Origin of the sequence: Mycobacterium stomatepiae, from assembly GCF_010731715.1 — a bacterium.
Taxonomy (GTDB): Bacteria; Actinomycetota; Actinomycetes; order Mycobacteriales; family Mycobacteriaceae; genus Mycobacterium; species Mycobacterium stomatepiae.
Map to the genome: position 1 here is coordinate 3,748,973 of NZ_AP022587.1, position 14,946 is coordinate 3,763,918.

The following is a 14,946-nucleotide window of genomic DNA, read 5'->3' on the forward strand; positions in this document are numbered from 1 at the left end:
CGCGACCCACCGCTCGTCAAACTCCTTTGGCAATCTCCTTACGCGGCGTGGCCCGTGTCACATTGCGATCGCCGGTCGTTGTCCGGGCAAAACCGGCCGAGGCATACCCTCATGGGCATGGCCACAACCTTGCAAGATCCCCGGGTCGAGAGCGTGCTCGACCGGATGTACACCGAGACGAAGAACCAGATGGCACTGCTGCGTGAGCGTCATGGCCAGCTGCAGCGGCCGATGACCACCGCCGAGCGCACCGAGGCGATGAGCGAGTTCTACATCCCGGTGACCCCGGAGGCCGGTCGGCTGCTGTACGCACTGGTCCGGGCGACCCGCCCGACGACGGTTGTCGAGTTCGGAATGTCGGTCGGAATCTCGGCCATTCATCTCGCGGCGGCGGTCCGCGACAACGGCGTCGGGCGCGTGGTCACCACCGAGCTCAGTGCGAGCAAGATTGCCGCAGCGAAGAAGACGTTCGCCGAGGCCGGTCTGGACGACGTGATCACGATTCTCGAAGGCGACGCGCTGACCACGCTCCAGGGCGAGGACGGGCCCGTCCAATTCGTCTTGCTGGACGGCTGGAAGGACCTCTATCTTCCCGTCATCAGGCTGCTCGAACCCCGGCTCACCACAGGCGCTTTGGTGGTCGCAGACAACGCCAGCGCGCCCGACATGGCGCCGTATCTCGAACTCGTGCGTGATCCGGCCAACGGCTACACCAGCTTCAATTTCCTGGTCCGGGAAAGCGACAGCATGGAAGTCAGCTGCCGCACCAACGACTAGGCCCTAGCGCAGCGACTCTTCGAGCCACGGCGTCAGCCACTTGACCCCCTCCGGGGTCAAGTGGACGCCGTCACTGCGCACCTTGATGCCGTCGACCTTGGCGGTGTATACACCGTCGGGGCAAAGCTTTTTGTTCAGATCCAGGATCTGGACTCCTGCGTGCTGGGCAACGGTCTTGCGTAGCATGGCATTCCATTGGTTGACCCGGTCCGGCTGGTCCTCCGGATACAAGCGGCCATCCGGCTTTTCACCGCCCCGACTGTATGGCACGGTGGCCACGATCACCCGAACCCCGCTGGCGCTCACGATGTTCAGGGCTCGCTCCAGCTCGGCGTCGAGATACGCGTCGAACGTCGGATCACCGATGTGGGTCCACTGGCCTTCGTTGACCCGATCCACCGTCTCCCAGCGGCCGATGATCAGCAGCGCGACATCCGGCTGGTCCTGACTGACCTGCGTCGCCCATCTGCTCGGCCAGGTATCGCATTCCGCGCGCTGATCCAGGGTTTGGCCGAGGTAGCGGTATGGGGTTCCGCGCACCAGGCTGCACCCGATGACGGTGTGGTCGAGGAACGCGTACCCGGGTGTCGGCGGAAGGAAGTGCATCCAGGTCCACCCGATCGAGTCACCGAAAACCGAAACGGTGAACGGCCGGTTGGGGTTTCGCGGCCCGACCGGGCGACTCCCACCCGGCGGGGCCGAGGACACCGCCGCGACCGCCGAAACGTCCGGCGGCAGGCCGGGCTCCCGTAAGCCGGGTCCGACGGGAATCAGCAGCAATGTGATCGCGGCGGCGCTGGCCACGGTGGCGGCGGCCAGTGGCAGCAAGGCCACCCGGGCGGGCCGCCAGCGGCGGACGGGTTGTTCGATCAGCCAGTACGACGCGGCAGCCACCACCAACGTGAGCCCGCACCGCGCGGCGAACAGTGACCATCCCGTCCATCCGGTGCGTTCGCCGTTGAGCGCCATAAAGATTGGCCAGTGCCACAAATAGACGCCGTAGGAGATGGTGCCCAGCCACACCAGCGGGGGCACGGCCAGGATGCGGGCGACCAACCCGCGCTGCTCCAGTGCCACCGGGGCGACCACGAGGACGGCCGCAATCGCGACCCCGATCAGCTGACCGTGCCGAAAATCGCCGACGTTGCCGGTCGCGAAGTGGGCCGCTGCCGCCAGCCCCGCCACCCCGATCATCGGCAGCAAGCGGGCGACCCGCCGCCCCCAGCGAGTCCGGATCATGCACCAGCCGCGGTTCAGTGACGGCCAATCCCTCACCAGCAGAGCCGCTGCCGCCGAGCCGACCAGCAAGGCCTGCGCGCGGGTGTCGGTGCCGAAGTAGATGCGGTCGCGCGTGGTGTCGGAGACGAAGACGATGGCGGCCGCCGCGGAGGCCAGCGCCCCCAGCATGGCGATCACGAAGATGGCGAACCGCACCCCACCGACGGTGGCCCGCATGAAGTAGCGCTTGGCCCGCGCGGCCAGCAGCAGGGTGACCACGATCAGCAGCACCGGCCAGACGAAGTAGTACTGCTCCTCGACGCCGAGCGACCAGGCATGCTGCAGCGGCGACTGCGCCCCCTGCGAGAAGTAGTCGGTCTTCTGCGCCACGAAACGCCAGTTCGCCACCCAGAGGAAGGCCGCGATCGCGTCGTCGCGCAACCCGGTGAGGGCCTGGGCGGGAAGTAGTTCGCGGGCCGCGCCCACCGCGAGCACCATCAACACCAGCGCGGGAAGCAGCCGGCGGGCACGACGAATCCAGAACCCGGTCAGGTCGATGCGTCCGGTGCGCCCGAGTTCGTCCAGCAACAGCGAGGTGATCAGGAATCCGCTGAGCACGAAGAAGACGTCGACGCCGAGGAACCCGCCGGTCATGCCGGGGATGCCGCCGTGGTCGGCGAGCACCAGGCCCACCGCTATCGCACGGAGTCCATCCAGTGCGGGAATGCCGCTGCGTCGCTCTGGTTTGTCCCAAATCGCCAGCCGGCCGACACGACGCATTGGTGCGACCCAACGGCGCGGCCCAGCAGAAGACGCCGGTGCGGGATCCGTCCCGCCCGGCTCAGTTCTCGCCTTGAGCGCGGCCGGACCATCCTGCCGCCCGGCGCGGTAGTTGCTGCCGATACGTCGTCGCCCCTCCTCTTGACGTCAGCAAGCTTAGAGGCGACGCGGTCCGATACCGGCGAAGACACGCGACGGTTTGGCCTACCCCTTTTCGGGTGCGTAGCCCAGCGTGCTCTTGACTTCCAGATACTCGTGGAAGCCGAATTCGCTCCATTCGCGCCCGTTGCCACTGCGCTTGTAGCCACCGAACGGCGCGTTCATGTCGAATGCATGATTGATCGTCACCCACCCGGCGCGAATCCTGCGAGCGACCTCACGTGCCTTATCGAGGTCTGCTCCCGAAACGAAGCCGGCCAGCCCGTATTCGGTGTCATTGGCGATCTCGACGGCGTGGTCGAGATCGTCGTAACCGAGGATGCACAGCACCGGCCCGAAGATCTCCTCGCGCGCGATCGTCATGTCGTTGGTGACGTTGGCGAAGACTGTCGGCTTGACGTAGTAGCCCTTGTCCAGCCCCACCGGCCGGCCCGGGCCTCCGGTCACCACGGTGGCGCCCTCGTCGACGCCCTGCTGGATCAGCCGCTGGACCTTCTCGAATTGCGTCTTCGACGCCACCGGCCCGATCGCCCTCTTGTCGTCGGCATTACCAACCCCGACCTTCTCGGCTGCCTCCCGCGCGATGGTAATCGCCTCCGCCATCCGGGAATTCGGCACCAGCATGCGCGTCGGCGCGTTACAGCTCTGCCCCGAGTTCGGCATCATGTTGGCCACGCCGGCGCTGACACCCTCGGCAAAGCCACCGTCGTCGAGGACGATGTTGGGGCTCTTACCGCCGAGCTCTTGAGTCACTCGCTTGACGGTCGGGGCGGCCAGTTTGGCGACCTCGATGCCCGCGCGGGTGGATCCGGTGAACGACACCATGTCGATGTCGGGGTGGCTGGCCAGCGCGACGCCCACGCCGGCGCCGTCGCCGTTGACCAGGTTGAACACCCCAGCCGGCACGCCTGCGGCGTCCAGGATCTCGGCGAAGATGTACGGCGAATACGGGGCCACCTCAGAGGGTTTCAGGACCACGGTGCAGCCGGTTGCCAACGCGGGGTAGACCTTGACCGCGACCTGGTTGATCGGCCAATTCCACGGCGTGATCAGACCGCAGACACCGATGGGCTCCTTGGCGATCAGCGTCGCCCCTTTGTACTCCTCGAACACAAAATTCTTCAACGCGTCGATGGCCGTGTTCAAATGGCCGTTCCCGAGAAAGACCTGCGGCCCCGCGGCCAGCGACGGCGGCGCGCCGATTTCCTCGGTGACGGCCTCGGCGAGATCGTCCGCACGCTTCTGGTATTCGGCGAGGATGGCCTGCAACAGGTCCAGACGCTGTTCGCGGCTGGACTGCGACCAGGTCGCGAAGGCGCGGCGCGCCGCTTTGACCGCGACGTCGACATCGGCCGCCGAACCCAAAGAGATCTTCCCGGAAAACTGCTCGGTCGCCGGGTTCTCGACGTCGAAAGCGTTGGGCTGCAACGGTTCGACCCACTGCCCGTCGATGTAGAACTTCAGGTATTCGCGCATCGGATCGATCCCTTTCTTGCTGAGTGTGGGTGCTACTGCGTGCCTTCGGCGTACCAGGTCCGGAATCGGTCGTACTTCGGCATCTCCTCGGAGTTGGCCTTCGGGTCGATGCACACGTGCACCACGCCGACCTTGCCACTGGCATAGGCGCGAGCGATCGCCGGTCCGATCTCGGATTCCTTCTCGACGTACTCACCGTGGCAACCGAATCCCTCGGCGACCTTGTCCATCCGAACGTCCTTGCTCCAGTGCACGCCGGGCTGCGGCGACGGTTGCTCGAACGTGCGCTTGTAGACACCTACCTCGAGGCCCCACTGGTGGTCGACGCCGACCACGCACACCAGCGGAAGATTCTGCCGGGCAGCGGTTTCCAACTCGGCGATGTGGAAGAGGAACGCCGAGTCGCTGGTGAGCAGCATGACCGGGCGTTTGCCGCCCTCGGCGATCGAGGCCCCGGCCGCGTACGGCAACCCCGTGCCCAGGTGACCGAAGTTCTGGTTCCAGATCACGTCGCGCGGCTTGGACTGCGAGTAGGTCCAACCGAAGATCACGGTCGCGCCGCCATCACGCACCAGGACGCCGTCCTCGAGTTCGTTGAACGCCCTGGTGGCTTCGACGACGTAGCGCGCCGGGTGGATCGGCGAGCGGCCGGACGGCGCCGATTCCGCCATGTGCGCAAGCTCTTTCGCGTCCTTCTCGATCAGGCTCCGCAGCGCGGGTGCGGGTGTGCGCGGCGAATCCTGGAGTGCTTCCACCAGCTGCGGTACGACGCCGCGCAAATCGCCGACCAGTGCCACGTCCACCGGGCGGTTGACGCCGATGGCGGTCGGATCCTGCTCCACATAAACCCATTTGCGGGTGGCGTTGTTGACTGCCCAATGCTGGGTCTTGCCGTAGTGCATCGGCTCACCGAGTTCGGTACCCAGCGCGACGCACAGGTCGGATTCCTCGACCGCCTCGTTGGCGGCCGGCGAGAACAAGTAGGGAAACGTCCGGTCCTGCAGCCCAGGGATGTACGACGTGCCGCCGGAGGTCTGAATCACCGGGCAGGCCATCAGCTCGGCCAGCTCCCTGACCTCCTGCTGGGTGCGCGAGGTGTGCACGCCGTGGCCGACCAGCAGGATCGGGCTGGTGGCTTCGCGGATCAGCTTGGCCGCCTGGGCCACCTCGCGGTTGCCGGCGCCCTGGTTGACCAGACGGTACGCCGACGGGCTCGGCGCCTCGACGACATCGAGCTCTTCCAGGATCACGTGCGAGGGAAATTCGACGTAGGACGGGCCGGGAGTGCCGGACATCGCGCGACGGATCGCCTCGTGGATGATCTCGTCGGTCTGGTCGGCGTACTCGATCGAACTGCTGTATTTGACCGACGCCGCGAAAAGTGGTTCCTGCTGCACGAATTGGATGCGGCCGCGGCGCACCCGGCGCTCGGTGACGCGGGCCCGTTGGCCACCGAGAAAGATGACCGGGGAGTTCTCGACGAGTGCGCACTGAATCGCGCCGGCGATGTTGGCCATACCCGGACCGAGTGTGCCGATGCACAGGCCCGGTTTGCCCGCCATCCGCGACGCCGCTTCGGCCATGAATCCCGCGCTCAGCTCGTGATGCGGTGCGACCACTGACCACCCGCGAGCGTCGGCCTCGGAGAACATGTGCACAAAGTTCGGGTCCGGGATGCCGAAAAGCGTATTCACGCCCTCGGCCTCGAACAGGTCGAGAATGCGCTGGTAAACGGGCACGGCCATGGTTCTAGAACTCCCTTACTTCGCGAGCGCCGATTTCGCCGAGCACTTCGGCGGTGTGGGCGCCGAGTTGCGGCGCCGGCCCGGCGACGCGGCCCGGGGTTTGCGAGAACCAGGTGGGTACGCCCGGGAAGCGCACCGGTCCGTGCGGAGTGTCCACCGTCTCGAACATGCCGACGGCGGCCAGATGCGGATCGTCGAAGAGCGCGCCGGGCGTGTTCAGCGGTGCGGCCGGTATCTCGAGTTGGCGCAACAGCGTCAACCACTCGGCGGTGGACCGCTCCTTCATCGTCTCGGCCACCAGCCCGTAGACGGTGTCGATCTCGCGAGCGCGTTGTTCCAGCGTCGAATACAGCTCGCTGGCCCACGCGGGCTGCACTGCTTCCATGAAGGCGTTCCAGTGTTTGTCGTTGTAGATCAACACGGCGATGTGCCCGTCGCTGGTGCGGTACGGGCGACGGTTGGGCGCCACGGTGCGCGGATACACCGCCGGCCCCAGCGGAGGGTCGAACATGGCACCGTTGGCATGTTCGACGAGCATGAACGCGGCCATTGTTTCGAACATGGCGACCTCGACTTCTTGTCCCTGTCCGGTGCGCTCGCGGTGAAACAACGCCATCATCGTCGCGTACAGCGCCGTCAGGCCGGCGACCTTGTCGGCCATGATGGTGCCGACATAGTCTGCCTCGCCGGTCAATTGCTGTTGCACCGCCGGCAGGCCGCATTCTGCCTGGATCGTGTCGTCGTAAGCGGGGCGGTCGTGATCGGGGCCGCGTCGCCCGTAGCCGTAGCAATTGGTGTAGATGATCGCGGGATTGATCTCGACCACATCGTCGTAGCTGAAGCCGAGCTTGGCGATTGCCTTGGCGCGCATCGAGCGAATGAAGACATCGGCGGACTCGACGAGAGCGCGCAGCGCCCGCGTTCCGGCGTCGGTCTGCAGGTCCAGCACGACGCTGCGCTTGCCCCGGTTGACGTTGACGAACACCCCGCTCATGCCGGGCGCCGGCCCCACCGAGATGTACCGAGTGTTATCTCCTTGGGGCGGTTCAACTTTGATCACGTCGGCGCCCATGTCGGCCATGATCTGCGTGCAGTACGGTCCCATCACCATCGCGGTGAGATCGAGCACGCGAACACCGGTGATCGGGCCGGCCGGGCTAGCCATGGAACGCTCCTTGATCGTTTGAGCCATGTAGTTCGTTTGACCTCTGAGCCAGCTCGAAGCTGTAGCGGATGTGCTCGTTATGTCCATCCGGGACGACCGGAAAGATCAGCGGCGCTTCGACGTACCGAATTGCATCCAGGTGGCCGCCGACGTCCTCGATCGTCCACGACGACCGGCACACGCCCGGACTCTCCGCGACGATGGCGCGAGCCACCCGGCCCGCCAGCGCGATGAACAACTCACCGGTGACCGAGCATGACTCGTACGAAAGCCAACCCACCACCGGCGCAACGAGTTCCGCGCCCATCGGCGGGTAGGATGAGGTGTCGATGCCTTCGGCCATGCGCGTCACCGCGGCCGGCACGATCACGTTGCACCGCACGCCCTCGTCGGCGCCTTCGAGCGCGGCGGCGTTGGACAACCCGATCACGCCGGCCTTGGCGGCGGCGTAGTTGGCCACGTTGTGGTTTCCGTACAGGCCGCCGATCGACGACGTCAGCACGATGCGGCCGTAGCCCGCCGCGCACATGAGCGGAAACGCTTGCCGCACCACATTGAACGCGCCGCGCAAATGCACGTCGAGCACGGCGTCGAAGTCCTCGTAGCTCATCTCCTTCAACGAGGCGCGACGGACATTGCCGGCGTTGTGCACCAGGATGTCGATACGGCCATAGGTGTCGACCGCGGTCGCGACGATCGCCTCGCCGCCGTCGGCGGTCGCGACCGACGCGGTGCAGGCGACGGCCTGTCCGCCGGCCGCGATGATCTTGGCGACCACCCGCTCGGCCGGACCGGCGTCGGCTCCCGCGCCGTCGAGGTTGCCGCCGGCGTCGTTGACCACCACCTTGGCTCCGCGCGAAGCCAGCAGGTGCGCGTAGGCACGGCCCAAACCGCGGCCGGCTCCGGTCACCACGGCAACGCGGTCGTCGAATCGGAACTCGCTCACGAAAGCTCTAGGCCTTCCAGGTCCCCCCTGGCGCGCCACTCGGCGATCAGGTCGCCGAAGGCGTAGAAGCCCGGCGCGTAGAAATCACCGAGAAACGCACCATTGTCTTTGGCGCCACCTTGACCCTCGTTGTTGTAATAGCCAGGGGTGCAGGATATCTCGAATACCGAGTTGTCGATCGCGAGTTCGGCGGCCGTTTTGACCCAGTCGTCCTGGCCCTCCTGACTGGGTTCGACCGTGGTCGCGCCGCGTTTCTGCGCCTCGGCGATGATGTAAGCGATGTGCTCGGCCTGTTGCTCGAACATCGCGGTGGTGTTGGCCGAGACGCCGCCCTGGATGAAGCCGGTGAAGAACTGGTTGGGGAATCCGCGTGTGGTCATCCCGTGCAGCGTCTGGTACCTGTCGTGCCAATAGTCGAACAGCGACAGCCCGTCTCGGCCCTCGATGACGTCCACCGCGAAGCGCCGACTGATCTCCGTGGAGATCTCGAACCCGCTGGCGAATACGACGCAATCGACCTCGTACTCAATGCCGTTGGCGACGATGCCCTTTTTAGTCAGGCGTTCCACTCCCTTGGATTCCGACACGTCCACCAACGTCACGTTCGGCAGGTTGAACGCCGGCAGGTACGTCTCGCTCGAACACGGCCGCTTGCACATGAAGCGGTAGTACGGCTTGAGCGCCTCGGCCGTATCGGGGTCGTCGACCAGGGTGGCCACGCGGCGGCGCAGCCGCTCCATGATCTTGTAGTCCTCTTCCTCCCGGATCGCCATGATTTCCTCGATCCCCAGCGAGGCGGGATCGCCACTGGCGGCGATCCGGGCGCTCAGGTTGCGGCCCAATTCGGTCCAGAAGTCGCACACCAGATCTGGCTCGCCGAAGACCACCCCCACAAACGGTGACCAGTTGTGGAAGTTGCGCTTGCGCTCCTCCTGCCAACCGGGCCGCAGCGCCGCCGCCCAGGCCGGGTCGGTGGGTGGGTTGGCGCGCACGTCCACCGATAACGGGGTGCGCTGGAACACGAAGAGCTGCTTGGCATCCCGGCCGAGATGCGGCACCAGCTGGACGCCGGTAGCCCCGGTTCCAACGAGTGCGACCCGCTTGTCGGCCAGCCTATGCAGGCCGCCGTTGGCGTCGCCGCCTGTGTAGTCGTAGTCCCAGCGTGCGGAATGGAACGCGTGGCCGCCGCTGTCCAGATACTCCTTGATACCGGGGATACCGGGCAGCTTCGGCTTGTTGTACGAGCCCTGCGCCATCACCACGAACCGTGCGCGGACGTCGTCGCCGCGGTTGGTGGTGAGCCGCCAGCGCTTACTCTTCTCGTCCCAGCGCATAGTCTTGACCTGCGTTGAGAAGATCGCGCCGTGGTAGAGATCGAAGTATTTGCCCATGGCCTGGCAGTGGGCGAAGATCTCGGCGCCGTCGGCGAACTTCTTGCTCGGCAGGAAGTCGAGCTCCTCGAGCATCGGGATGTAGCAGTAGGCGTCGTTGTCACACTGAATGCCCGGGAAGCGGTCCCAGTACCACACTCCGCCGAAATCCCCGGCCATGTCGATGACCCGGACATCCTGCACGCCAGCCTTTTTCAGGTAGGCGCCCGACAACAACCCGGCGAACCCGCCGCCGAGGACGGCCACCTCGATGTCCTCGTAGATCGGGGCGCGGTCGGCCGTCGGGGTGTAGGGGTCCACCTCGTAGAGATCCGCCAGGTCACCGTCGAGTTCGAGGTACTGCGCACCGCCCTCCTTGCGCAGCCGCTTTTCGCGCTCCTGGGCGTACCTGGCCCGCATCGCGTCGATGTCGACGTCCTGCGCTACGTCGGTGGGTCCGCAGGTCTCGGACCGCCCATCAAACCGGGTCATCGATCTCAAAGCTCCTGGGGTTCGCCGGTGCCCATGTACTTCGACAATTGGTAGTGCAGGTTGACGGTGCTGCGTTCGCGGTACGGGTTGGGCCTGGTGCATAGGAAGCCCAGTGACTTCATGCCCTGCTGCACGGCGGCCATGTTGGAGAAGTCCTGCGGCAACACCGATCGCCACCTAGGGTCCCCGACCGGCGTGTACTCCCACTGCGTCTGTGGTTCTTGGCCTCTCGGGTAGAGCTCGAATGCCGATACCTCGAAGATGCATTTGTCGGGGTTGTAACTGGGGTGCGGCCGAGCGCCGTAGCACAGTGCGCTGGTCAGCCCCTGCCCGATCTGGAAGTTGGGGAAGATCTGCCACGCGGTGCCGGCCTGCCCGAGGATATCGGCGGGAATCGTCGGCCAGGTCACCCCGCGCGCTTCGTCGTCACGGCGCGCCGAGGCGAGCCAGTGCTCGAGAACCTTGTCCGCCGGTGTGCCCTCGGGCAATTCGTCGACGAGTCGCTTGGCGGCGTTCACCAGCGTCTGGGTGGTGGTGGCGTTGGTCTCCTCCATCGTGTACACCTGCATCTGGGCGGTCGACACCCGCGGATCGGCGCCGATGCCGAGCCGGATCTTGGACTTGGTGGCTTCCATTTCCTTGGGCGCGTCGTAGCCGATATGACTGCGTCTGCCTTGCGTTTTCGCCCAGCCCTTGAATTCCCCGAACTTGTTGAACTCCGGGTGCGTGGTGAAGACGTGGTAGGTCTCGTTGAAGGCCTCCAGTGCGACCTCCCAGTTGCAGTCGAACTCAAGCCATTTGCGCCATTTGTAGCGCATGTTCTCAAGGCCGAACGCGTCGAGGATCTTGGCGGCGGGGAACAGGTAGTCGGCCAGCGGCTCGCAGTCGGGGTCCATATTGATCCACAACCAGCCGCCCCAGGTGTCGACCTTGACCGGTCGCAGGTGGGTGTTGTCCGGTGTGAGGGTTTCCTGCCAGTCCTGTTGCTCGCGGATATGTGTGCACGTGCCGTCCAAACCGTATGTCCAGCCGTGGAATCCGCAGACAAAGGATTTGTGGGCACGACCGCAGGCGTTCTTGGCGCCGTCGGGCGTGTCGATCAAACGGCGGCCGCGGTGCATACAGACGTTGTGGTGGGCGCGAAATTCGTCCCGGCCGGCACGCACCACGATGATCGAGTCGTCGAGAATCTGGTAGGTCAGGTAACTGCCCACCTCGGGCAACTCCTCGACGCGGCCGACCTGCTGCCAGATCCTGCGCCATAGTTTGTCGCGCTCGGCGCGGGCGTAGTCCTGACAGATGTATGCCTCGACGCCGATGGTCATCGGTCTCGATAGTTCTTCGGCCGCTGCGTGATTCACGCCTTTGACCAGGTCGGTCATCACATCCCCTTAATTGCCGCGGGGAAGGATTCGTCGTGCAAGAAAAGCGACGTGTTGTCGGCGTCGAGGTGGCTCCACTTGAGGTCCAGCCCGCCGTCGGCCAGCAACGTCTGGCCGGTGATGTAGCTGGACATCTCGGAGAGCAGAAAGAGGATCGCGCCGGCCTGCTCCTCGGGGCGCCCGCGCCGGCCCATCGCGATTGCCTTCCGGTCTCGCTCGGGGTCGTCGTCGACATAGGTGCGCGAGGCCGCCGTCTCGGTGACACCGGGCGCGACCGCGTTCACCCGAATTCCCGTCCGCGCCAACTCGAGGGCCATCGTGCGGGTCATCGCGGTGATCGCGGACTTGGCGGTGCCGTAGGCGATGTGAAACGGCGCGGTGTTCATGCCGCTGATCGAGGAGATCGACACGATCGATCCCCGCTGTTGCCGCGCGACAAGTTCGCTGGCGACGGCCTGGCTCATGAAGAACGCCGTTTCGAGATTGTCGGCGAAGATCGTGCGCCAGTCGCCGCGCGTCACCCGGGTCGACGGCATCCAGGTCGACGGCTGCGCGCCGCCGGCCACATTGACCAGCCCGTACAAGGTGCCCTCGGCGCGGCGCGCGTGATCGATCACCGTGGCGATGCCCTCGTCGGTCGACGCGTCGGCCACGACGGGGATTACCGCCAGCCCTTGACTCGCCAGCGGGGCGACGTGCTCGTCCAGATTTTCCTTCGACCGGCTGACCGCGATCACCGTGGCGCCGGCCCGGGCAGTCATGGCCGTGACGGTCGTGCCGGTGCCGCCACCACCAGCTCCGGAAACCACGACGACGCGGCCTTCCAACCCTAAGAAGCGCCCGAGGAGATCGTCCATGACCTGCTTTCGACTCCCGCGCACACCGTCCGGGGTTCGCCGCGGGCTCCATCATCTTATCCGGACAAAATAGTGCATTCTATCCGCTGGAGAACACTATTCCGATCGGCGGACTTGACGTCAAGGTCGGGAACCCGATGGTTTCGGGTCTATTGTCTGGACTAGCAGGAGTTGATAACGTCCAGCCCAAACGGCTGACGGAAGGACCCCGGCGAGTCATGGCCATCTCAACGCAGCCCTCGCGGTACGCCGCTGGACACCGAGTCGATGTCGCGCTGGGCTGGGAGCTGGAACGCGTCACCGCGCCCAGTCGCCTGTTCGGCGCCAACGGATTGCGCACCGGCCCAGACGGTCGCATCTACATCGCCCAGGTCACCGGCAGCCAGGTGAGCGCGCTGGATCACCGCACCGGGGAACTGGTGACCGCCAGCCCCAGGGGCGGCGACATCGTCGCGCCCGACGACGTCGCGTTCGACGCCGACGGCAACCTTTACGCGACCGAGGTGATGGACGGCCGGGTCAGCGTGCGCGACACCAGCGGCCGAACGCGGGTGTTACGCGACGACGTACCCTCGGCCAACGGAATCACCTTCCACCAAGGGCGTTTGTTCATCGGCGAATGCCGGGAGGGCGGACGGCTGCTGGAATTCGACATGGCAGGCGGACCGCCGCGGGTGCTGCTGGAGAACGTGCCCTCACCCAATGCGATGGAGGTCGGCCCGGACGGCCTACAGTACTTCCCGGTGATGGGCACCAATGAAATCTGGCGTATCGATCTCGACGGCGGTGAGCCACAGTGTGTCGTAGGCGATCTCGGTGTGCCCGACTCGGTCAAGTTCGATGCCCAGGGCCACATCGTCTCGACGCAGGTGGCGAGCGGACAGGTGCTGCGCATCGATCCCCGCACCGGCGAGCGGGGGCTGCTGGCCCAGCTGAATCCGGGTCTGGACAACTGCACCTTTGTCGGCGACCAACTGTTCGTCTCCAACTTCACCGGCGAGATCACCGAGATATCGCCAAACGGCACAACACAATCCGTATTGGCGGGTGGACTCAACTGGCCGATGGACCTGGCGGTGGGCCACGACGGACAGCTCTACATCGCCGACGGCACCTACTTCTACGTCGCAATGCCCGATGGTTCCTTGCACACCGCGGGAATGTTGTTCAGCCCCGGCTATCCCGGATTCTTGCGCGGTGTGGCGGCGAGCGGGCCCGACGAGTTCGTCGTAACGACGTCCGGTGGTCAAGTGAGCCGGTACCGACCGGAGGCAAGCGAAACCGAGGTGCTGGCAGACGGTTTCGACCAGCTCTACGGCGTCACGCTGAGCCCTGGCGGTGTGGTGTTCGCCGAACTGGGCACCGGGCGGGTGCTTTCGCTGCAGTCCGGGGCGATCGAGGTGCTGGCGACCGATCTGCGTGAGCCGGTCGGCGTTGCGGTCGATGCCGACGGGGCCTGCCTGGTCGCGGAGGCCGGGGCCGGACGGGTAGTCAGGGTGAACGGGTCGAGGGCCGACACCGTTGTCGCGGATCTGCAACGCCCGCAGGGCATTCTGGTCCAGGGTGGTGTGCTCTACGTCGTCGATGCCGGCGCTCAGGCGTTGATCGCGTTCGACCTGGCAAGTGGCGCGCGGCGCACGATCGCGTCCGGACTGCCGGTCGGTCCCCCACCCGGTGTGACGCCCAAGCCGCTGCGCGGCATGCCACCGTTTTCCGGGCCGCAGGGCCCGTTCGCCGGCATCGCCGCGGCGGCCGACGGAACGCTGTACGTCTCGGCCGACGGCGACGGCAGCGTGCTAGCGCAGCGCCGGACCGGGGATGGCGGCTGATGTCGCAGGCGATCACGGGCGACCATCGCTACTTGCAAATCGCACGCACGCTTCGCAAGGAGATCGTCGACGGCGTCTATCCGGTGGGCTCGCAGCTGCCGACCGAGCACCAATTGTGCGAGCGCTTCGCGGTAAGCCGCTACACCGTCCGCGAAGCACTGCGCCGGCTGCGGGAGGACAATCTGGTCGCGTCCCGGCCGCGGGCTGGCACCCGGGTGGTTCCCCGTTCGGCATCGAGTTCCTACGCCCAAGATGCACTTTCGATCGACGACCTGCTTGCGTTCGCGGCCGGCGCGCGGCTGACCATCGAATCCAACGCGATGGTGACGATCGACGACGACCTCGCGGCCCGGACCGGGCTCGAGGTCGGCACCCAGTGGCTGTCGGTGCGCGGTTACCGGCAGGCCGACAACGCGTCGGTGCCGATGTGCCGCACGGAGTACTACATCAGCCGGAATTTCGCCGCGGTCGGCAGGCTGCTGCAACGCCATGCCGGCCCCATCTTTCCGTTGATCGAGGATCTGTTCGGTGTAAGCATTGCCGAGTTACACCAAGAGATCGCCGCCGTCCTGCTGTCCCCGGAGCTGGCCGACGGCCTGGGCGTTGAAACGGGGACGGCCGCGCTGCAGATGCGGCGCACCTACATGACCTCCGATGGCGAGGTGGCCCAGGTGACGATCAACACCCACCTCTCGTCGCGGTTTCGGTACGCGATGACCATGCGTCGCGTGACCGGTCAGGCCGGCTGAG

The 14,946-nt window shown here is 65.9% G+C and carries 11 protein-coding genes; 3 read left to right on the plus strand and 8 right to left on the minus strand.

The window, feature by feature from the left end; all coding sequences use genetic code 11:
• The first annotated feature begins 117 nt into the window (after positions 1-117).
• Positions 118-777, plus strand: coding sequence for an O-methyltransferase (locus G6N54_RS17680; RefSeq protein ID WP_163791230.1), 660 nt, complete (start codon positions 118-120; stop codon positions 775-777).
• Between the two features lie 3 nt (positions 778-780).
• On the opposite strand, the gene G6N54_RS17685 is transcribed toward G6N54_RS17680, so the two are convergent.
• The 8 genes from G6N54_RS17685 to G6N54_RS17720 form a co-directional block, all read right to left on the minus strand.
• The gene (locus G6N54_RS17685; RefSeq protein ID WP_163791231.1) at positions 781-2,775 is read right to left on the minus strand and encodes an acyltransferase family protein; all 1,995 of its coding nucleotides are present in this window, start codon (positions 2,773-2,775) and stop codon (positions 781-783) included.
• A gap of 204 nt (positions 2,776-2,979) precedes the next feature.
• The gene (locus G6N54_RS17690) at positions 2,980-4,410 is read right to left on the minus strand and encodes an aldehyde dehydrogenase family protein (RefSeq protein ID WP_163791232.1); all 1,431 of its coding nucleotides are present in this window, start codon (positions 4,408-4,410) and stop codon (positions 2,980-2,982) included.
• Between the two features lie 32 nt (positions 4,411-4,442).
• Positions 4,443-6,155, minus strand: a complete 1,713-nt coding sequence (locus G6N54_RS17695) for a thiamine pyrophosphate-binding protein (RefSeq protein ID WP_163791233.1) — start codon at positions 6,153-6,155, stop codon at positions 4,443-4,445.
• A 4-nt stretch (positions 6,156-6,159) separates the two neighbouring features.
• Complete coding sequence (locus G6N54_RS17700; protein WP_163794803.1) at positions 6,160-7,299, minus strand: CaiB/BaiF CoA transferase family protein; 1,140 nt, start codon at positions 7,297-7,299, stop codon at positions 6,160-6,162.
• 13 nt (positions 7,300-7,312) lie between these two features.
• Positions 7,313-8,266, minus strand: coding sequence for an SDR family NAD(P)-dependent oxidoreductase (locus G6N54_RS17705; protein WP_163791234.1), 954 nt, complete (start codon positions 8,264-8,266; stop codon positions 7,313-7,315).
• Positions 8,263-10,128: a flavin-containing monooxygenase gene (locus G6N54_RS17710; RefSeq protein WP_163791235.1), complete on the minus strand. Its 1,866-nt coding sequence runs from the start codon at positions 10,126-10,128 to the stop codon at positions 8,263-8,265. The genes G6N54_RS17705 and G6N54_RS17710 overlap by 4 nt, the downstream gene beginning before the upstream one ends.
• A 5-nt stretch (positions 10,129-10,133) precedes the next feature.
• Positions 10,134-11,510: an aromatic ring-hydroxylating oxygenase subunit alpha gene (locus G6N54_RS17715; protein WP_163791236.1), complete on the minus strand. Its 1,377-nt coding sequence runs from the start codon at positions 11,508-11,510 to the stop codon at positions 10,134-10,136.
• Positions 11,510-12,367: an SDR family NAD(P)-dependent oxidoreductase gene (locus G6N54_RS17720; RefSeq protein ID WP_163791237.1), complete on the minus strand. Its 858-nt coding sequence runs from the start codon at positions 12,365-12,367 to the stop codon at positions 11,510-11,512. The genes G6N54_RS17715 and G6N54_RS17720 overlap by 1 nt, the downstream gene beginning before the upstream one ends.
• 218 nt (positions 12,368-12,585) lie before the next feature.
• On the opposite strand from G6N54_RS17720, the gene G6N54_RS17725 reads away from it, so the two are divergent.
• Both G6N54_RS17725 and G6N54_RS17730 read left to right on the plus strand, forming a co-directional pair.
• A complete protein-coding gene (locus G6N54_RS17725; RefSeq protein WP_163791238.1) occupies positions 12,586-14,196 on the plus strand; it encodes an SMP-30/gluconolactonase/LRE family protein in 1,611 nt (536 codons plus the stop codon).
• A complete protein-coding gene (locus tag G6N54_RS17730; protein ID WP_163791239.1) occupies positions 14,196-14,945 on the plus strand; it encodes a GntR family transcriptional regulator in 750 nt (249 codons plus the stop codon). Before G6N54_RS17725 ends, G6N54_RS17730 begins: the two co-directional genes overlap by 1 nt.
• The last annotated feature ends 1 nt before the right edge of the window (position 14,946 follow it).